The sequence below is a fragment of the Okeania sp. SIO2F5 genome (assembly GCF_010692685.1).
Taxonomy (GTDB): Bacteria; Cyanobacteriota; Cyanobacteriia; order Cyanobacteriales; family Microcoleaceae; genus Okeania; species Okeania hirsuta.
This window is the reverse complement of record NZ_JAAHGU010000138.1, coordinates 1-19141: the sequence shown is the minus strand read 5'-3', so window position 1 is coordinate 19141 and position 19141 is coordinate 1. Positions and strand designations below refer to the sequence as shown.

Sequence of the window (19141 nt, the reverse complement as noted above, 5' to 3'; positions counted from 1 at the left end):
CGCGCAGCGAACGCACTACACCCCTTCCATTCTCAATAAGCGTTTTCTTTTTGTTGAAATATTTTTCAGCTCCCGAAGGCAAATTCCTTTCTCTATATAGCTTTCAACTAGCTTGTCACCTCGTGAGGGAATAGATATATGTTGAAAATTGTTATTGCTCGTCCAGGAGAAAACTGAGTTATGAGACAAATTACCTTAACCCCCGAACAAGAAAAATTGGTGGTGGTGCATAGTAATGGTAGAGAGAGTGTGGGGAGATGGGGACCCACCCCTAAACCCGACCGTGGAGGGGAATTTGGGGAGATGGGGACCCACCCCTAACCCCGACCGTGGAGGGGAGTATGGGAGAAATTAAAAAATATATATCTTCACCAAAACCCATGCAGGACTACCGAAAAATTTTTAGAAAGATTATTGAAGACTGGCAGATATAATACATTTCAAGAGGCGATCGCTAGAGTATTTCAGTTATTAGAAAAAGAAACTCACCTGTCTCAAAAATAAATATAGGGAAGTTCCATGGAACCTCCCTAATAAAGGTAAAGATTTGTCTCTACTACTTGAAAGATGTTACCTTCTTACCTAATTTGGAAATTATCCTCAGTAATAGTGGGCGCACCATCAAGGATAGCAAACTGAGTAGAATCATCACTTGTATTGTAGAACAGACCGCCAGATGCTTCACTGTAAACAATGAAAGCATCAGAGCTACTGACAGCAGCATTATTGTTAACAATTTCAAAATCACTATCAACACTGAAACCAATTCCCGCAGCACTATCAAGCTCAGTAAAGGTTGAGCGATCTAGAAGAATTCGATCGCCTTGGTTTCCATCTTCATCTGGTCTGAGGTCTGGTTGGAAATTATTGATGGTATCAACACCAAAATCATCGGAGTCAAATTCTTGATTACTATTGAAGATAAAGAGGTCAATACTTGCACCACCAGTTAAAGTATCGTCGCCAGCACCACCATTGATTCGATCGCGACCTTGACCACCATTCAACACATCATTACCATCACCACCAAATAGGTGATCGTTGTCTTGACGACCTTGAAGTACATCGTTACCATCCTGACCATACAGGGAGTCACTGCCACGACCACCAATAATTTCGTCATCACCAACACCACCTACTAAGGTATCCGCGCCATTCAATCCCACAATAGTATCGTCACCAGTACCACCATCGAGACGCTCTGCTTCAGCAGTACCTTCAATTCGCACGTCGTCATCAATAACGACTTCAGCTACTTGATTTTCTGAATCAACAAAATAACCATCTTCTGGTTGCAACTCAATGGTTGTGGTTTCATCTTCTTCATCTTCTTCATCAAAAATAGTCGTCCAGGTAACGGTTGCTGTAGTCGCCCCTTCATCGATCGTAATTGCTGAAAGTCGGACTTCATCACCAACTGGGTCGAGAGATTCGAGGTTAGAAGCATTAGTTAACTCAGGAGGGAAACTTATATCGCCGGGAGCATTATCTGAATTTGTTTCTGACCAAACTACCCGTAAACCTCCTTCTGGAGCAGGTACATTTAAGTCGAAAGTTAAAGAGTATTGCTCTTCATTTTCATTAACAGTCTCAGGTTCAACGTCAATACTGACTGTAGGAATAGCAACTCCTATTCCTGGTGCTAAGTCTAGAGGTTCGTCTAGGTCTATCTGAATAATCTCGTTATTATCAATATCCGGTCCCCGACCAATGGAGAAAGGATAGTTGTTGTCGTTGGCAACCAGAATAGTGTCTTGATCAAGAACTAACACATCCTCAATGGTAACAAAGGGGAAGTCAAAAGTAGTGTCGCCATCTCCGTTGAGGTCGTTGGGGTCGTCAATATTTAGTAAGTCTACAACTTCCTCTTTCTCAACAAAACCTTCATCATCAACTACAGAAATGTCAATCTTAAAGATTTTCTTGAATTCAGCTGCATCTCCTTGACGACCATCCCTTTCAATGACTAAAAATTCGTCGTTATTGATGGGAGTAAAATCACCAATGGCATGACCTGGTACATCGGTAGGATAGAAACCAATTAGATCGGTGAAAGAGCTAGACTCAGGATCGAATTCATATATCCGGAGGGCATTATCTGGATCGCCAACAACTGCACCCTCTAATAAAGGATAGAAAGTTTCGCGATCGGGACTGAATGCCATACCTTCATAACCACGGGAAGTCCGTATATTTGGTTCATCAATAAATTGCTCTACAACTATGCTGCCAGTAGCAGGGAAGTCAGTAAAGAAACCATCTGCACCAATTTCGATGAGTTGTTCAAATTCTTCTCCAGGAGTTTGAGGTGTACCATCAGGGTTGAGAGTAAGGAAACGCTCTTCATCACGCAAAGTGTAGGGGTGAACCTGCAAACCTGCATCATGTGCCCAATCTATTAGTGGTAATACCTCCCCAGTTAATTGAGTGGTAATTTCCGCATTACCGTCACCGTCACCATCAACGGGTGTATCTATATCATCCCGGAGCAAGAAACTGTTTTTCCAAGGTCCTAAACCTTCAGCGTAAGTGCCAATAAGTTCAATGACTTCCGCGTTTGCTAGGTCGGCGTAGGTGGGAACACTAGAGAAGTCAATTAGGTCAGCTAGGTTGCCGTAGATAGCACGAGTATTAGCAGTTTCTAGGAGAGGTTGTAGCCTTTCAGGATTAAAGGAAATATCAGCCTGAGTTGCTCCTATAGGTTCAATCCCAGTAACTTTAACTATCATGTCGTCAAAGTCTTGATTGGAATTAGCAAAGGGCAACTCTTCGGCAGCAATGATGAATTCGTTTTCAACTTCGGAATAAATAGCAAACTGAGGATTGCTCTCTGGATTCAGAGCATTGTTAGTTGAAAAGGTGTAACTTTCGGCTCCTAATCCGGTAGGATCGCCAATGGGCAAGCTGTTTATTAGGCCAAAGTGAACTTGCTGACTAAAGTTATTGGCAACTTCATCACCATTAATAGCAACTACACCTGCCTCGCTAATAGTAACTTCGATGGACTTAGGTGCGCTGTCTGGACCAGCAAATAGAACGACAGTGTTATCGGGATTGGTGGCATCCTGTAGAATAAATTGGTTAGTATCTTGGAGGTTGCCAAACTGATCGAGTATCTCTTGGGGAGCTCCAGGTCCGGGATTTTTCTCAGCTAAAAGGGTTACGCTAAAAGCACTACCGGTGAAAGTGGCATAGTTGACCTGATCTGCGATAGCATCAAGACCAGTGGGTTCAAACTCCTCGGCATTAGCAACGAAGTCGAAAGGTACTGAGAACCCTCCGCCACCTTCGTTGATGAAGGCATCTTCAATGTCACCGAACAACTGCACTAGCTTTAGGTTTTCGAGACCTTGAGCAGGTAATATTTCGTTGCGCAGTTCAAGTAGGTTTTTAACTTCAAAGGACTGAATGAAAATACGGTTGGGGTTGGTGAAACCTGTATCTTGCAGAGTTTGAATTAGAGGTTCTTCTAAGGATAAACCCTGTTCATCGAAGAATGTCGGGTGTTTGGTTTCTGGATAGATACCAACTTCAAACCCAAAACCTTCCATTTCTTGTACCAACTCGATAACTTCTTGGAAGGTGGGAATTTCAAACTCACCGTTGAAAGATTGGTCGCGGAAGTCACGAGATTGAACGGCACGCAGTTGTTTGATTTCTGCTAGGGTGAAATCTTCAGCAAAGTAACCAGTTTTTTCTTCACCGTCAAGAATTTTCGTGCTTTGGCGTTCTGGACCGAATACTTCAGCAACGTTGGTGGTATCGTCTAGCAGTGGTTCGTGACGAGCAATGAGGACACCATCGGAAGTAATTACGAGGTCTGGTTCAACAAAGTCCGCACCTTGAACGATCGCTAAACGATAAGCTTCTAAGGTATGCTCTGGGAAGTCACCACTTGCACCCCGGTGTCCGATAACTATTGGTGCGCTACCGTCGAGGGTATTAAAATCATTGAGATTAGGATTTTGAGGGGAGCGAACTTCATCACTAACTAGAGCATCTCGAACCGGATCGCCAGTGCGTGCGAAGTCCGTAAAGAAACCATCTGCACCAATGTCTATAAGTTGTTCAAATTCTTCCTCGGCAGTTTGAGGTGTTCCTGTTCCTAAAGACAAGAAGGAAAAAGAACCATCAGCGACAAATGGTCCACCGGTGGGAAGAAGTAGACCTGAGTCTGGATCGACGACAAAAGTAGCAGCAGCATTTTCTGATAAGGCAAAACCAAAACCAAGGAATCCATCAGTGTCAACTCCATTGACAATTGGATCGACAGTACCACTTTCCTGAACAATTTCCAGATCGTTAGTATCCAAAAAGTCTTCCGATATAAACACACTGGAGATGCTGCCGGAGTCGGGACCACCAACTGTGACGAACTCCTCAGTTTCTTCATTGAATTCTAACAAAATATTGTTCACGCCAAAACCTGCTTCTACACCTGCTAAGTCAGGGTTGCCTATTTCTTCGGCGAATTCGGGAGCAACAAACAAGGGAATGGCTGGCGAAGAAACTATTCCTGTATTCGGATCGAAGGTTAACTCTGCTAGATCTAATGTAAAGTCAAAGAATGCTTCCGTATTATTTTCTTCATCAGTTTGAGTGGAATCGATACGGCTATAAAGAGCGGCATTTCCACCGGGGCGCTCTATACCTACTAGGGCGTTGAGAATTATTTGCGGGGTATTAAATTCCTCAACATCGGGGTTAAGAGTCAGGAAACGTTCTTCATCCCGCAAAGTATAGGGGTGAACCTGTAAACCTGCATCGTGTGCGTCCTCAATAAAGGAAGTAATTTCTCCTGTTAACTGAGACCTGATTTCTGCTTCTCCGTCTCCGTTTGCATCGACTGGAGTATCCAGAGATTCCCGCAACAGAATGTTATTCTTCCAAGGTCCTGCACCTTCTGCATAAAGGTTGCCAATAACTTCTAGAAATTCTACACTATCGAGGTCGCTATAAACTGTATTTTCAGAGAGAGGAACTTCTACTGCATCTAGGAATTCTTGACCGTAAATATCTACTAAGTCATTACCTTCAGCGACATTAAAACGGATATCGAAGGGGAAGGAGAACCCAGCTTCAGGATTAGCTCCTTCGGTAGTATTTCCATATAGTTGAACTAAAGGAATATCTCCGAGTTCTGCATCATCTAATTGTCCTTGTAAGTCAATTAAGTTAGCAAATTCAAAGGACTGGATGAAAATACGATCAGGGTCGGTAAAATCTGTATCTTGCAGGGTTTGAATTAAGGGTTCTTCTAAAGATAAATTCTGTTCGTCAAAGAATGTAGGGTGTTTGGTTTCTGGATAGATACCAACTTGAACACCTGTTTCTGCTTCTACTCTTTGAACGAGTTCGATGACTTCTTCTAATGTCGGAATCTCAAATAACCCATCAAAGTTAAGGTCGCGGTAGTCACGAGATTGAACGGCGCGTAGTTGTTTGATTTCTTCAAGAGTAAAGTCTTCAGCAAAATAACCAGTTGTTTCTTCACCGTCAAGAATTTTGGTGCTTTGGCGTTCTGGACCGAATACTTCAGAAACGTTAGTGGTATCATCTAGCAGTGGTTCGTGACGAGCGATAAGTACACCGTCAGAAGTAGTTACGAGGTCGGGTTCGATGAAGTCTGCACCTGCAGCGATCGCCGCTTCATAAGCTGCTAAAGTATGTTCGGGTAAGTCTCCACTTGCACCTCTGTGGGCAATAACTAGAGGATCTTGGCCGTTAAGAGTGTTGAGTTCGATCGGGTTTGGTGTGGCAATAGGAGCTTCTAGTAAAGTTCCCGTACTATCGAAGTGTAAAATGTAAGGCCCAAATTCGTCTCCGATCCAAATATCTCCATCATTATCTATAACAAAAGATTCAATATCAAAGTCTGCTCCAGTTAAGAGGCGATCGCTTGTATCTTCATTGACAATATCAAAGGGTATGAGATTATTAGGGTCTGCTAGTTGAATAAATCCTTGAATATCAACGCTAGTATCACCATCTTCTGCTCCAGCAAAGTCGGGGTCAACTTGATATAGTCTGAGCAAATAATCTGCACTATTTCCTTGAGAACCGAAACCGTTATCAGAGAGAAACCAATAAGTACTGCCATCTTCGCTACCAGGAGCAAATTGAACGCCACTAAATCCTTGTACTGGTTGACTATCGAATGGTGTTTCTCGATTATCTGTATTAATGAAGTTCCCTGATGGGGGACCTGCTGCAAATGTGTCTGCTGGTAATACAGCAAAGCCTTTTAATTCTGCCATTTGATACTCCTCTCACCTGAAAATTTACATTGATGTTTTAGATTGATTTTCTATTTGGAAATTTGATAAAAAATAGAAAGATTTTATCTAAGGCATGAAAATAAAGTCAAGAAATATGCCTCGTAGTTGATTTTTAGGAATCAATCTAAATCAAAATGTCTGAACAAGCTGAAATGTCTATTTGACTCTTTCAACTTTGCTCTATAAATAAATTGGAAATTTTTACTAATTCCCATGACATCTTATTGGGTGAACATTAAATAAATATTTCCAGGAGGTTAAGAAAAGATTTATTTTCGGTTAAATAAATAAAAAAATAGTTTTTTTACAGAAAAGAAGTATTTTATCTATATTTTTTAGGCTACAAAAAGAAAACAGGACGTACACAAAAGACGAAGTTATACATCATTTGTAGTGGGTTAATACCAATTTGATAAATATTTGCTACATTTTCTGAAGCGGGGGAGTAGGGGAGTGGGGGAGTGGGGGAGTGGGGGAGAATTAAACATAAGAATAATTAACAATAACTGGCGTGCTAATTATCAAGAAAATTATTAGCCAGTTATTGTTAATCACTTAATAATTGAAGTGTCACTTAAGTATAGGATTCTTTTTTTAAATTGGTATAACGGCCGTTAGCTCCTACCATAAGTGATGGTTATAGGTAAGTCCTGAAAAAGTTTAGTATAGGTATTTCAGCAAAATTAATTGTGTATGAACTTCTCTGTATGTAACGTTTAGAGAGGAAATTATATACAAATTTTTTGGCACTACTACTTAACTTAGTTATAAAAATTAAGTTAGTCGCTTAACATCAAAATTTTTTTGCTAAATTTCATGGAAATACTAAATAATTTTGGTGAACTGAAAAATGACTAACTTGATAAATATTGTTTTTTTGTAAATCAAGAAAAATTAGTATTTTAGGTGAATTTATATCAACCTACTGCCATGGCAGGAAATGTTGTAATGTCTGACTATAGAAATTTGCACCTCAGCTATCAGTCTAATTTTTTCTCTGTGGAAAAACATAGAGATAACTTAACTTGTAGCGTAAGCATTCAGCCATTAGTAGTAAGCTATTTCTTTGGAAGGTTACACAAACAGCAATTAATAATGAATAATTACTTGTAAGGTTGGGGAAGGAGACTTTGGCAGTAACTTTTTATTCTTTCTCAATTTCTCAATTGCTTTTACCTTTCCCAACATTAATAGCTGATAGCTGACGGCTGAATGCTTAACTTTTAGCACTTCGCTTTCTACTGAGAATAAGGGCAAAATACAATTTTAAATTTTAACTTATTGCCATCAATTAATAAGTATTAAAAGTCACAATTTTGAATCAAATATTTGAAATTATTAGTAAATACATTTTGCTTTGAAGAAGGAAAAAGTGGATGAGGACTCAAATCACAAGCAATTTTAAAAACCGTATAGATGGCAGAGTATTAAACCAAAAAGAAAAAGATAAAAATATGGAAATCTTTATTGCTAGAATAAAATTAAACTATTATAAATCCTCTTTTTCTAAAAGCGCAGCGCCAAAAAAATGCTTACTCAAAAAAAATTCCTAAACCACTATGGTTATACCAATTAACTTTAAGAATTTCACAAATAGTTTCAAACTTTAAATGTTAAATAATTGCCTGAAACTATTGTATTGTCAAAGTTTTTAGTCATCTCAAATCTAACTTCTGACTTCTAACTTCTAACTTCTGACTTCTGACTTCCGTTTCCCTGATTCCTCTCTTGATGCACTACCAGGTACTTCTAGTCTCTGATAAAGGAGCTAACGCACTTCGCCGACGCTAGGTCGCACCGTTATTCCATATTCCCTTCTTAAAAATTCAGAAAAAAAATCAATGTAAACATTAACTTTGTTAGTAAAAAAATGATGAAGATAGAGAAAAGACGTAAATCTTTGAAAGAACAAATTTACTATATTTTTGAATATTCAGACCAGAAAAATATTTTAAGTTTGCTAGATGATTTGCTGATTACTATTTTAACAAGCATTAGTGTCAGTGCGTTTATTTTAGAAACTTCTCCCAGATTTTCAGATATTTATTCTAAAGATTTGGAATTAGTCGAAATAATGATAACTGTATTGTTTACTTTAGAATATATTATCAGAATATGGGTATGTACAATTAATCCTAAATATCGTCATCCCATTGGTGGTAGACTAAAGTATATAATTACCCCCTTATCCATAATAGACTTTATCGCTATTTTGCCGTTTTATTTACAAGTATTATTTCCCGGTTTAGGATTTATAAAATTTACATTATTACTGCGTTTATTTCGCTTATTTAAAATCAGTAGATATTCTGAGTCACTGCGTACCATTCTGAAAGTTATAGTTCTAAAAAAAGAGGAATTAATAGCTACATTGCTAGTGGTCATTTTTGTATTAGTCTTTGCTTCAAGTCTCATGTTTTTTGCAGAAAATGAAGCACAACCAGAAAAATTTTCTAGCATTTTAGAGACTATGTGGTGGGGAGTGGTAACTTTAACAACTGTGGGTTATGGAGATGTTTATCCTACGACTCATGTAGGCAAATTATTAAGTGCCGCTATGGCATTTTTAGGTATAGGAATTTTCGCTCTACCAGCAGGTATAATTTCATCTGGTTTTGCTGAAGAAGTTCAAAAAAGAAGGGGTAAAAAAATAGTTCATCCAGTAGGAAAAGATATTAAAATAACTGCAGAAACTACATTTCCCTTAAACTCAGATTTCAGACATCATATACACCCAGACTTCAGACATCATCATCCAAAACAAGAGCAAAAACAGGTGATAGTTAACTATATTGAGGAATCATCCGAGATTATGAAAATTTGCATAGAAACAGCAAAGAAAAAGTACGGACATCATTTTAAAAATGAGGAAATTATTAAAGATTTTGCCTTACTTCTTTATCAGGAAACAATGCACAAATTTCATCGTTAAAAGTCAGGAAGGAGATGGGGAGATGGGGAGGTGGGGAGATGGGGAGACCTGGAATAATATCATGTCCGGTTGAACAGTGATAAATAAATAACTACGGAGTCCTCAGGAGTCAGTCCTCAGGAGTCAGGAGGGAAGAAAGAAGAAGGAAGAAGAAGAACAGGAGAAGAAGGAGAGAGTTTTCTGATCACTAATTATCCGGACATCATATAATATGAAGAATAGGAGACAGGAGACAATTATATATAGTGGTCAATAGGAGTAAGTAATTGAGTATTTATACTTAGTATTTTCCTGAAAATCTGACTGCTGAGAAAGGTCAAATGTAGGAGCTATATAGTATAAATACCTACCAAGTTACGGATTTTTCTACTACTTTTAATGTTACAAATTGAAGTGCGGAATGTGAGTTGTAGGACTGCCAATGCTTTTCCCTAAGACCTACCACCTACTACCTAAGACCTTCTTAATAATCAATGGGTAAACCGTAGTATTCAAGAGTTGAACTATCTTGAATAATATTTTGAGTAGAAGTATCTACTTGAATTTGACCAGATTGCAAAATTAAAGCACGTTGAGTTACTTTAGCAACCCAGTTTAAATCATGGGAAGCAATTAATATAATTTTAACTGGTAATTGTAAGATGATTTTAGCTAAATTTTTTCGCCATAAAGGGTCTAGACCATTAGTGGGTTCATCTAATATTAAAATTTCTGGTTTTAATGCTAAAACAGCGGCTAAAGCAGCCAATTTTTTTTGACCTCCTGAAAGTTCATATACAGATCGATCTGCATACTTTTCTAAACCAAATTTTACTAACAAATTATGAGCAATTTCTGTAGCAGTTTCTGGAGATAAACCATAGTTAAGCGGACCAAAAGTTATATCCTCTAAAATCGTAGGCATAAATAGTTGGTCATCAGGATTTTGGAAACAAAAACCTATTTGACGACGTACTTGAGATAAAGTTTTTTCTTCTAGAAGAATTCCTTGAATCCAAATTTCACCAGATACAGGTTTTTTTAAGCCTACTAAAATTTCCATCAAAGTGCTTTTTCCTGTACCTGTAGGTCCTAACAAAGCGACTCTTTCTCCAGGCTTAATTGTCAATGAAAGACTCCGTAAAATCGGTTCATTTTGTGGATATTCAAACAATAAATCTTTAACATAGACTCCAGCTTTTGGGTAATCGTCTTGCATTTGATCAATGACTAATTATTAACAGTAAAAAAAAATATTTCTGCCATGGCAAAACTAGCAGCAATTATCAGAGATAGGAATAGATATATTGAGTCAGAGCTATATTTAAGATTGTTTGTATAACTGGAATATATTCTATTATTTTCATTGTGTAACACATTGCCATAACCGCGCAACAACATTGCCTGATAAACTCGTTCTGCTTGTTGATAACTTCGCACTAAAAGACTGCCTGTAAGAGCAGCATAAACTGATAAATTTCTCCAACTAAATTTGTTTCTTTGAAAACCTCTTAATCTAGTAGCTTTAAGCATCATACTAAGTTGATTAGATATTTCAAAAATATAACGATAAGATAACAACAGTATATCGGTAATAATGGGAGAAATTCCTAACTGCCTCATCCCTTTTATTGTTGTTAAAAACGAACTTGTACCGAATAAAATTAAACAAGTAGTCATAATGGCAAAAAAACGACTAACAATTAATATAACTGCCAGACATCCTTCCTGACGAATTGTCAAAAATCCGTATTGCCAAATAATTGTTTGACCAGATAAAAAAGGTAATAATACGATTACTCCTAACAAAAAAAACCCTGGATAACGTAATCGACTAATTAAAAATGATAAAGGTAGGTTTGAAACTCCATAAAGCAGAATGGTTACTAAGAGCATTAATGGAATTAAATACCAATTCTTAACAGTAGCAAAAGCAAACATTAATGCCATTAAACCAATAAGTTTATATCTCACATCCCACCGATGTATTGGAGAGTTTAAATTGGCATATTCATCTAGAGCAAATTTCATTACTATAGTAGGTATTAGGTAGTAGATTTTCCACAATTAATAATTATTGTCTCCTCTCCTTTTTGAGCGGGGCAGTAGGCGACCCACCCCTAGCCCCTCCCCCTCCCAGGAGTGGAATAGGGGGAGTAGTAAACATAAGAATAATTAACAATAACTGGCGTGCTAATTATCAAAAAAGTTATTCAGTCTGCGTTAATTACTTAATAATTGAAGTGTCACCTAAGTTAAGTATTCTTTTTTCACGCATAAACAAATGAGAAAAAAATCGAAATAGGTAAATTATAGGATTGGAGAAGTTTTTTTTAGGCATAATTTTCAGTTTTTTTTGTAGCATTGCTTTTTCCACGCTTGGTATTACCTAATACCTTATGGTAACTACTATTAGCTGTAGACGAGAAAAGTTTACTGCTCAATCTAACACCTAACTTTGAAAACAAAGGAACAAATAACAAAAGAAAGTTGTAGTTAAAAATTTGACTAACTATCACCGAAAAGTCCTGACCTCAAGTCTCCCCTTTTAAGGGGATAAAAAGCGGTTGAGGGATGGCGAGGTCCCCTCGCCATATCCAATCAACCAAGACAGCGGTCGATCTTCGGAACTTCCCGTAGGGTGGGGTGGCGTTTGCTACCGCAAAGCTTTCCGTTCCGGAATGCTACCGCAAACGCTAACAGGGGAGCGGGTCTGTAAGAAGGGGTCTCCTCGCCATATCAAATCGACCAAGAGAAAGAGAATATTTCAGATTTCAAGCTTCTTGCTTTCCTACCGAATGCTGTGCAAACAGCGGTCGGTACTGATAACTGATAACTGAAATGACTAACTAATAGTTATTCAAGATTGATTTGAAGGATATAGTAGTCGAAGGAAAGGTGAGGACATATCAAAAACTTAAAACTCAGACAACGCCAGATTTTTCCTTATTACTTATGTCTTCTTCCTTCTGCTATAACCTATGAAATTTTCTCCCTTACCTATTTTCCATAATCATCTTCTCTAGTAAGAGTTTCAACCCATAATTTTCAAATTTAAAAACCAGTATCCTCTGACTTTTTATAGATTTCTGAACAACAGTCCTAAGAAGGTAAAAGCTCTGGCATAACTCGACGCAAAAAACTAATAATCATTGCAGTCAAAATACCTTCTATTCCCATCAAAGGAATATGAGAAATCATTAATCCATAAATTACTCTCTGCTCTAAGACAGTATCAAACCCAGAAGGTATATTTGTAATAATTATCGTAAAAAATATTAAACTAGAAACTCCAATAGCACTAGCTCCAGCAATAAATCCAAAAATACTCATAGATAAATTTTCCTTAATTCCATTTCCTAAAATATGACGTAGCTGAAATATTTGATAAGCCAAAAGCGCAGGTATTCCCATAATTAAAGCATTAATTCCTAAAGTAGTTAAACCACCATGTCCAAACATTATTGCTTGAAAAAATAGACCAACCAGGATAGCTGGAAAAGCATAATAACCCAAAACAGTTCCTAACAAACCATTTAATACTAAATGAACGCTAGCTGGTGGAATAGGAATATGAATACTAGAAGCCACAAAAAAAGCTGCTGTTAATAAAGAAGCTTTAGGAATACTAGCTTGAGGATTTGGTAAACGATTAATTTGGCGTAGAGAATACCAGGTAATTAAAGAAGTAATCCCATAGCCACTAATACATAGTTGAGCAGGCAAAATACCTTCTGAAATGTGCATTATTGAAGATTTAAAATTATCCTGACAAAGGTCATATATTATAAGCATTTCCTGCGGAATGCTGCGCAAACAGCCGTCAGCACTTCAGCGCTTCCCTGCAGGATGCTACACAAACAGCTATTGCTTTTAGTTTTAGATCAAAGCTTTATTAATTGAGGCAGAATTTATACTTACTACCAAAGTAGGCTTTAAAGTCTATATTCATTTAAACCCCTTATGAGAGCTGATAGCTGACAGCTAATAGCTGAATGTTTATCAAATATTGACAGAAGATTACTGCATTATTCTAATGTTCTTCTTGTGGTCGATATTGAGTTTTAAATCGCCAGAAAAATAAAGTAGTTCCCACAAAACCCCACATAGTACAACCGATCATTAATCCTTTTTGCAGCGGATTATAATCATTAGAAATATTGGCTAAATACTTGTGATTGTTGTTGACATTATGATTATGATAATTGTTAGATTCATCTACTTGAAAAGGAATACTGACCAGCCCACCATGACCAGCTTGACGCACCTTAATTTCCCAAGTTCCAGACAGAGAAGAATCAGGGTGAAAAATAAAATTTCCTTGCTCATCAGTTGTGCCTTTTAACCAAACTTTATTTGGTTCGATAGGAGCATAAACTGTGACAGAAGCATTAGGTAAAGGAGTGCCAGTATCGTAAGTAGCATTAATCTTAATTGCCTGAGTAATTTGGTGTTGAATTTTCACTCCATGAGCGATGGCTTTTCCCTGTAAACTTACTGAAGATAAAAATATTAAAGGAATAGCAAATTGCCATTTCATATTTTACCTATGTATAATTTTTACCTTAGTAATCTTGCCATTATTTACAATGAAATAGGATTTATTTTATAGAAAATCCCGAATTACTAAATTACCCAATTTAATTTATTAGATTTCTTTGTGGGTTTAATACCCCACCGTCTACACGGTGTTCAAAATTACTTGGGGTGAGAATCCCCATGTAATTTTCCGACTGTCTCCTGTCTCCTGTCTCCTGTCTCCTTCTTCAAGAGATTTCTTACAAGGCTAAAAGTCCAATAAATTACTAGTGCAGGATGGCAGAAATAACTAACCAGTTACAAAATCCTAAAAGCCTTACCAATCAATACTTTTGACTGTATTGAGTGCGTCTTAAATTCTGAGGTGTCCTCAGAATTACGCACTCGATGCATGACTTTTGACTTTTAACTTCCGCGTAGCGGCAATAGACAAAAATTATCTTTGACTTTTTAATTTTGACTTACTAATGACTCATGGCAATGGCCTTCACCGACATGACCCAAACTGGGTAAAATTGCCATTAACTTTTGATAGTCAGCAGGGGAAAGTTTGCTTTTCAATGTAGCCATATCTGCTTCAACTTTTCCTCCTTCGGCGATCGCTGCTAGAGGTGCAAAACCTAATGCTCCTGTATTAATTTCATCATCTGAGGCGGCACCACCATCACCGAAAAGATGGTCAAAATGGAATGTTGCCTCCAATTCTGCGGTATCTCCACCTTGGAGAATACCTTTACGCTCATCTCCAACAAAATCTCCGCAGGTAAATTCTAGCTCCTGGTCAATTTTGAGGGTAAAAGGTATAGTCTGACCATCTTTAGTTGCTGTGCCATTAATTAATAGAGAATAACCCTGAGCAGGGCCAACCGTTGCTTTGGGCATTTTCCAAGAGATGGCATTGTAGCGACCAGGAGGTGCAGATACCTCACTTACCAAAATAGCTTCCGCAGTTTCATCCCCCTCTGCTAAGTCTACTGTTTTAGTTTGAGCAAGAATGACCTTTTCTTTTGCCTCTGGTTTTCCTCCCGTTTCAGCATTATAGGGTGGGTCTGTTTGGTAGGCAGTGACTTCGACTAAATTCGCGTAAAGTTGGTCAAATGTCACTTTCCACCCATCTTTAGTAACGAAACCTTCTCTGACAAAGTCTTCTCCGTTGGCACGAAGTTGGAGAGTGCCTGGAGTATTGTCAGTTGTTTGGGTTTGCTCGGTCTCAGTTTCAGTTGTTTGGGTTTGACAACTGCTGAGTAAAGCACTAGGAATGATAAAGGCCAATGTTGACCATATTAACAGCTGTTTTCTCATCTTCATTACTTTTACAGTTGTACAGATAGGATGTTGAAAGTAAGAAAATTTTAGCCATGGGATTTTGATTTATAGAGAATTATGGACATGAGTAACTATTTCTCTCAAAATCTATGTTGCTTACTTTTTTGGCCTTCTTTCATACACATCTCTGTTATTTAGCAAACACTTTTTTATAAAAATTAACAATCCCTGGGGAGGGCATTATAGCGCGTAGCGCAAGTCAGAAGTTAGAAGTCATAAGTCAGAAGCAATCCCTGACTGAGTTTGAGTGTTTATAATTTCCCTAACCTATTTGTGTAATGCTATATGTGGACAAAATAATAATTAAGTTTTAAAATTTTTTTTGAATAAGGCAGAAGGCATTCCCCCTTTCAAAGCTATCCCTTACCCATAAGTCTTAGAAGTATTGCAGGGTGGAGAGATGGTTATAGTAGCAACGCCAGAGAAATCAAATAGCACACCCATTCGTTATTCACTTTTAGCCACCTCTGTCATTATTTATCTTTTAAAGATTTAAAATTGCTTTTAAACTTTGAGTTAATAACTATTACTATCAAAAATAAGATGATAGGATTATGACTTTAATAAAGATAAAATAAAAAAAAACTAATATGTAAAAAATTGTCAATATTTTTGAGACCCCTTACAATATTTAATTGTCTTAGCATGAGCCAAAAAACTTACTTAACTCATATGATGAATCACTTTCGTTTTCTATCCTTATCTGGAATTATTGCTAGCTTAATTGCCATGAGTTCCTGTGCAAATACAACTACTCCAACTGTAGATCCTAACGCTAGTCCTAATAGTTTAAATTCACCAGTATCTACTGCTACTGACAACATGAGTAAAATAGATATAAATGATGCTTCAGACTCAGACTTAAAAAAATTAGCAATCAAGTTAAATGTACCCGATCTACCAGAAAAAATTAAAGAAAATCGTCCTTACAAAGATATTAATGAACTGGCGGTCAAAGAAGTTATTAGTCCTCAACAATTAGACTTTGTGAAGAATGATATAACTGTGGCAAAACCTACCCCAGTACCAGAAGACAATTAATTTTAAAAAAGTTTTTTTTAATTGTACTATTTACCCCTACTAATATATTCCTTATTTACTTAGTAGTAACTTAGTAGTAGGGGTAGAAAAAGGTTTTGTATTGAAATTATCTATAGAGAAAATTAATATCTTTCATCCTTAAATAAAAGTTAAAATAATGTATTTTGTTGATTAAATGTATATAATTCAGAAGTGAAAATTAAGCTGAAAAAATTAAGACTTGAGAAACTAAAATGATAGAACTTAATACAGAAAAAGCTGTAGAGTTATTAAACTCTATTATGGAATTTGAACTAGCAGGAGTAGTGCGCTATACTCACTACTCCCTAATGGTAACAGGACCTAATCGCATACCAATTGTACAATTTTTTCAAGCCCAAGCAAATGAATCTTTACTTCATGCTCAACAAGCAGGAGAAATATTAACAGGTTTAGAAGGTCACCCCACATTAAAAGTTGCTCCAATTGAAGAAACAAATAAACATTCAGTACCACACCTTTTAAAGGAAAGCCTTAATCATGAAGCTAAAGCTTTAGAACTATATAAAAGCTTCTTGCAAGTTGTAGAAAACGCAAGTATATATTTAGAAGAATATGCTCGCACCATGATTGGTCAAGAAGAGTTACATAATATGGAAATCAAAAAAATGTTGCGTGACTATAGTTGATTAATTTAACCTAGAGTAAATCTCTAAAATTATCATAGCAATCCGTCTAAAAAATGTGAATATCTGCCCAGAAATTACATATTATTTAGGATTAGAGAAAGAGCAATCGGATTGCTTCATTTTTCTCCAATACCAAAGAAAAATATCAACTATTTTGATAAAATTTTTGTGATTATTTACCAAAAATCATCCGCTTTTTTATTGCTAAATATGGCATTGGTGATTGGAGGTATGAAATCAGTAATTTAGGTAAATTAAGAGTAATTCTTTGAATGGCAAGATTAGATATTGTCTTTACTGAATTGACCGAAAAGCACATTTCTTTCTCCTGACTCGGTCCTCCTGACTCCTAAGTGATTAAGGTTAATATCATGCAGTAATTCACCAACGCCCTAAATATTTATTCATCTTTATTAGGTAGAGAAGGAAAAGATTTAATCCACTTTTGATTAATACTCCAATCCAAAACAAGGCCAGCCACAGCAAAAGCAACTACACTTTCTATACCCAAGACCATTAAAGGCCATAAATCAAGAAATGTCTTCCCATAACTTAATCCCACATCAATTTCTCCCAAACCTCTGACACTGCCAAAGGCCACGACTGCTCCGGATTTTAGATGGGGGTTGCTGTCCTGACGGATAATATAACGATAAGTCACGCCAAACAGAAACCCACTAATAAAAGCAATGGCGCACTGAAACAAAAAATTCCAGCCTAGAGCTATAATTTCTAAATCTGCCAATAGCTCAAACTTATGGGCTATAAATAGGCTGTTGCCGAAGGCGATCGCCCCAGAGGTTAAAAATAGGGAAATACCAGCCATAGTTCCTGCTTTTAGAGATTCTATTCTTTCTGTGAAGGTAAAATTTGATGAGTATTTGAGCATATATATAGTTATTAGCATTCAGCTATCAGCCGTCAGTTTTTTGTTTCACTTAATCTTATCTTGTTTTTAAGACGGCTTAACAGACTTAAATTTATACACAAATTACGATAAACTTAATATTATTATTCTGTTTGATACTTTTGATAGTCAAAATACACTAAATCAAATATTATAAGATTTGGAGTAAATGTTTACCTTTTTCTAAATGTAGTTATGGATATTTTGTCATTAGGCTGGGTTTCACTTTTAGTTGTGTTCGGCTTCTCTATTTCTATGGTAGTCTGGGGTCGTAACGGTTTCTAGAAACTAAACATCAGTTTTTATAAACCTAAATTTTTTTGATGCGATCGCACTAAATAGCTTTTCTGAGCAATACCAGAGATGGGGTAGGTTTGTTACCTGTCCCCATCAACCTTGGGAAATATAGCAATGAGCGCTGGTGTCTTTACATACTACTATTGTATTTAACATAGTACAAAGCCCTGCTACATGACAGATATTTTTCACAAACTATCAGCTAGCGCCGACCTTAAAGTTTGGTATACTCGCGCGTTTGACTTTGATTTAACAGACACAGGACTTACGCAAATACACTATATATAGCGCATGAAAAAGGGCGCTCGCTATGATTTTTTTCAGCGCTCGCTTCCTAGAGCAACTAAATCCTATAGGAATAATTGATATATTTCACCACTATGGAAAAACTTGAGGATTTTCGATAAAAGCTGCATCCACACAGTCTCTAAAATTCTCAAATTCTTTGAGTCTTTGTCTAATCCAATTTTTTAACACAAACCACCAGGGTTCTATCTGATTAAAATCTGGTGAGTATGGTGGTAAATACCAGATTTCACACTCTTGCTTGGCCACTATAGCAATGTGCGCTGGCATATTTACAAATTGCAGGAGGTGTCCAATAGCTAAAAGTTTTATATGATTCCTACGGAATGCTTGCGCAAACGGTTTTTTATTCCCCCTGTTGCCTATTGCCTGTTGCCTGCGCGCAGCGCTATATCTATTAAACATCTCCATAAATTAAATACTCAAATTTGAGCTTTGATCGACTATTTATGCTGTCGCTCACAAACTAGAACAGTTCCCTTTTCTCCCCGTGTAATGCGAAGTTCTTCATCTAAATAAAGTACTTATAAACGACCTTTAGGCGATCGCTTCATTGTAAAAGAAATTTCTCCTGTTTCTGTATTCATGCCTTTGGGTGGCACTAACCCAAACATCAACTTTAAAAATACAGACATTAATTGTTCTTTCAACCCTTTCTTTGATAATTTATCTTGACTAAATATATCTTTCCAAATTGACAAATTTTCACCCTTTTGTGGAGTTAAAGTTCCTCCAGTAAATTAGACATCTGGGAAAAATAAATAAATTGTGATAGAGTCATATAAAATGTAATTTTTTATGGCTAATTATGACCAGTATGCTTGACTACATTCGTATGGCATCCACAAGAATCAGAACGTTTATTAGG

The 19141-nt window shown here is 36.9% G+C and carries 15 protein-coding genes and 1 pseudogene; 6 read left to right on the top strand and 10 right to left on the bottom strand.

Translation table 11 applies throughout. The annotated features are described in order from the left end of the window. The first annotated feature begins 180 nt into the window (after positions 1-180). A complete protein-coding gene (locus tag F6K27_RS27255) occupies positions 181-321 on the top strand; it encodes a hypothetical protein (RefSeq protein ID WP_287279217.1) in 141 nt (46 codons plus the stop codon). 257 nt (positions 322-578) lie between these two features. Here the strand turns inward: F6K27_RS27255 and F6K27_RS27250 are convergent, their stop codons facing one another. Continuing rightward, on the bottom strand, positions 579-6257 hold the full coding sequence (locus tag F6K27_RS27250) for a glycerophosphodiester phosphodiesterase family protein (RefSeq protein WP_287279216.1): 5679 nt from the start codon (positions 6255-6257) through the stop codon (positions 579-581). A 1397-nt stretch (positions 6258-7654) separates the two neighbouring features. Here F6K27_RS27250 and F6K27_RS27245 point away from each other — a divergent pair. Continuing rightward, positions 7655-7831, top strand: coding sequence for a hypothetical protein (locus tag F6K27_RS27245; protein WP_161564465.1), 177 nt, complete (start codon positions 7655-7657; stop codon positions 7829-7831). 317 nt (positions 7832-8148) lie between these two features. Next, positions 8149-9210 carry an ion transporter gene (locus tag F6K27_RS27240; protein WP_124144535.1) on the top strand — a complete coding sequence of 354 codons (1062 nt, stop codon included), beginning with the start codon at positions 8149-8151 and terminating at the stop codon, positions 9208-9210. Between the two features lie 463 nt (positions 9211-9673). On the opposite strand, the gene F6K27_RS27235 is transcribed toward F6K27_RS27240, so the two are convergent. The 5 genes from F6K27_RS27235 to F6K27_RS27215 all read right to left on the bottom strand — a co-directional run bounded on the left by F6K27_RS27235 (position 9674) and on the right by F6K27_RS27215 (position 15030). Continuing rightward, a complete protein-coding gene (locus F6K27_RS27235) occupies positions 9674-10408 on the bottom strand; it encodes an energy-coupling factor ABC transporter ATP-binding protein (RefSeq protein ID WP_124154431.1) in 735 nt (244 codons plus the stop codon). A gap of 11 nt (positions 10409-10419) precedes the next feature. Next, positions 10420-11220: a cobalt ECF transporter T component CbiQ gene (gene cbiQ, locus F6K27_RS27230; protein WP_287279214.1), complete on the bottom strand. Its 801-nt coding sequence runs from the start codon at positions 11218-11220 to the stop codon at positions 10420-10422. A 1071-nt stretch (positions 11221-12291) separates the two neighbouring features. Continuing rightward, on the bottom strand, positions 12292-12936 hold the full coding sequence (gene cbiM / locus F6K27_RS27225) for a cobalt transporter CbiM (protein ID WP_124144538.1): 645 nt from the start codon (positions 12934-12936) through the stop codon (positions 12292-12294). A gap of 286 nt (positions 12937-13222) precedes the next feature. Then, a complete protein-coding gene (locus F6K27_RS27220; protein WP_287241511.1) occupies positions 13223-13729 on the bottom strand; it encodes a carboxypeptidase-like regulatory domain-containing protein in 507 nt (168 codons plus the stop codon). 449 nt (positions 13730-14178) lie between these two features. Further along, positions 14179-15030, bottom strand: a complete 852-nt coding sequence (locus tag F6K27_RS27215; protein ID WP_287279213.1) for a DUF4382 domain-containing protein — start codon at positions 15028-15030, stop codon at positions 14179-14181. 696 nt (positions 15031-15726) lie between these two features. Here F6K27_RS27215 and F6K27_RS27210 point away from each other — a divergent pair. Together F6K27_RS27210 and F6K27_RS27205 are read left to right on the top strand one after the other, a co-directional pair. After that, the gene (locus F6K27_RS27210) at positions 15727-16095 is read left to right on the top strand and encodes a helix-hairpin-helix domain-containing protein (protein ID WP_287279212.1); all 369 of its coding nucleotides are present in this window, start codon (positions 15727-15729) and stop codon (positions 16093-16095) included. 233 nt (positions 16096-16328) lie between these two features. Next, positions 16329-16763, top strand: coding sequence for a bacterioferritin (locus F6K27_RS27205; protein WP_287279211.1), 435 nt, complete (start codon positions 16329-16331; stop codon positions 16761-16763). A gap of 400 nt (positions 16764-17163) precedes the next feature. Here the strand turns inward: F6K27_RS27205 and F6K27_RS27200 are convergent, their stop codons facing one another. Next, positions 17164-17670, bottom strand: coding sequence for a hypothetical protein (locus tag F6K27_RS27200; protein ID WP_287279210.1), 507 nt, complete (start codon positions 17668-17670; stop codon positions 17164-17166). Positions 17671-17865: 195 nt separating this feature from the next. Here F6K27_RS27200 and petN point away from each other — a divergent pair, with 195 nt between their 5' ends. Beyond that, positions 17866-17955, top strand: a complete 90-nt coding sequence (petN, locus tag F6K27_RS27195; RefSeq protein ID WP_124144543.1) for a cytochrome b6-f complex subunit PetN — start codon at positions 17866-17868, stop codon at positions 17953-17955. A 390-nt stretch (positions 17956-18345) separates the two neighbouring features. On the opposite strand, the gene F6K27_RS27190 is transcribed toward petN, so the two are convergent. The 3 genes and pseudogenes from F6K27_RS27190 to F6K27_RS27180 all read right to left on the bottom strand — a co-directional run bounded on the left by F6K27_RS27190 (position 18346) and on the right by F6K27_RS27180 (position 18974). Continuing rightward, positions 18346-18543: a transposase gene (locus F6K27_RS27190; RefSeq protein ID WP_375339713.1), complete on the bottom strand. Its 198-nt coding sequence runs from the start codon at positions 18541-18543 to the stop codon at positions 18346-18348. A gap of 173 nt (positions 18544-18716) precedes the next feature. Then, positions 18717-18794, bottom strand: a pseudogene (locus F6K27_RS27185) (PAP/fibrillin family protein); the annotation flags it as partial. Positions 18795-18797: 3 nt separating this feature from the next. Beyond that, entirely contained in the window at positions 18798-18974 is a 177-nt protein-coding gene (locus tag F6K27_RS27180; protein WP_287279209.1) for a hypothetical protein, read from the bottom strand. Between the last annotated feature and the right edge of the window lie 167 nt (positions 18975-19141).

Coding starts and splice junctions, on each gene's coding strand:
- F6K27_RS27255 (WP_287279217.1), top strand. CDS start 181: ATGAGACAAATTACCTTAACCCCCGAACAAGAAAAATTGGTGGTGGTG.
- F6K27_RS27250 (WP_287279216.1), bottom strand. CDS start 6,257: ATGGCAGAATTAAAAGGCTTTGCTGTATTACCAGCAGACACATTTGCA.
- F6K27_RS27245 (WP_161564465.1), top strand. CDS start 7,655: ATGAGGACTCAAATCACAAGCAATTTTAAAAACCGTATAGATGGCAGA.
- F6K27_RS27240 (WP_124144535.1), top strand. CDS start 8,149: ATGATGAAGATAGAGAAAAGACGTAAATCTTTGAAAGAACAAATTTAC.
- F6K27_RS27235 (WP_124154431.1), bottom strand. CDS start 10,408: ATGCAAGACGATTACCCAAAAGCTGGAGTCTATGTTAAAGATTTATTG.
- cbiQ (WP_287279214.1), bottom strand. CDS start 11,220: ATGAAATTTGCTCTAGATGAATATGCCAATTTAAACTCTCCAATACAT.
- cbiM (WP_124144538.1), bottom strand. CDS start 12,936: ATGCACATTTCAGAAGGTATTTTGCCTGCTCAACTATGTATTAGTGGC.
- F6K27_RS27220 (WP_287241511.1), bottom strand. CDS start 13,729: ATGAAATGGCAATTTGCTATTCCTTTAATATTTTTATCTTCAGTAAGT.
- F6K27_RS27215 (WP_287279213.1), bottom strand. CDS start 15,030: ATGAGAAAACAGCTGTTAATATGGTCAACATTGGCCTTTATCATTCCT.
- F6K27_RS27210 (WP_287279212.1), top strand. CDS start 15,727: ATGATGAATCACTTTCGTTTTCTATCCTTATCTGGAATTATTGCTAGC.
- F6K27_RS27205 (WP_287279211.1), top strand. CDS start 16,329: ATGATAGAACTTAATACAGAAAAAGCTGTAGAGTTATTAAACTCTATT.
- F6K27_RS27200 (WP_287279210.1), bottom strand. CDS start 17,670: ATGCTAATAACTATATATATGCTCAAATACTCATCAAATTTTACCTTC.
- petN (WP_124144543.1), top strand. CDS start 17,866: ATGGATATTTTGTCATTAGGCTGGGTTTCACTTTTAGTTGTGTTCGGC.
- F6K27_RS27190 (WP_375339713.1), bottom strand. CDS start 18,543: ATGCCAGCGCACATTGCTATAGTGGCCAAGCAAGAGTGTGAAATCTGG.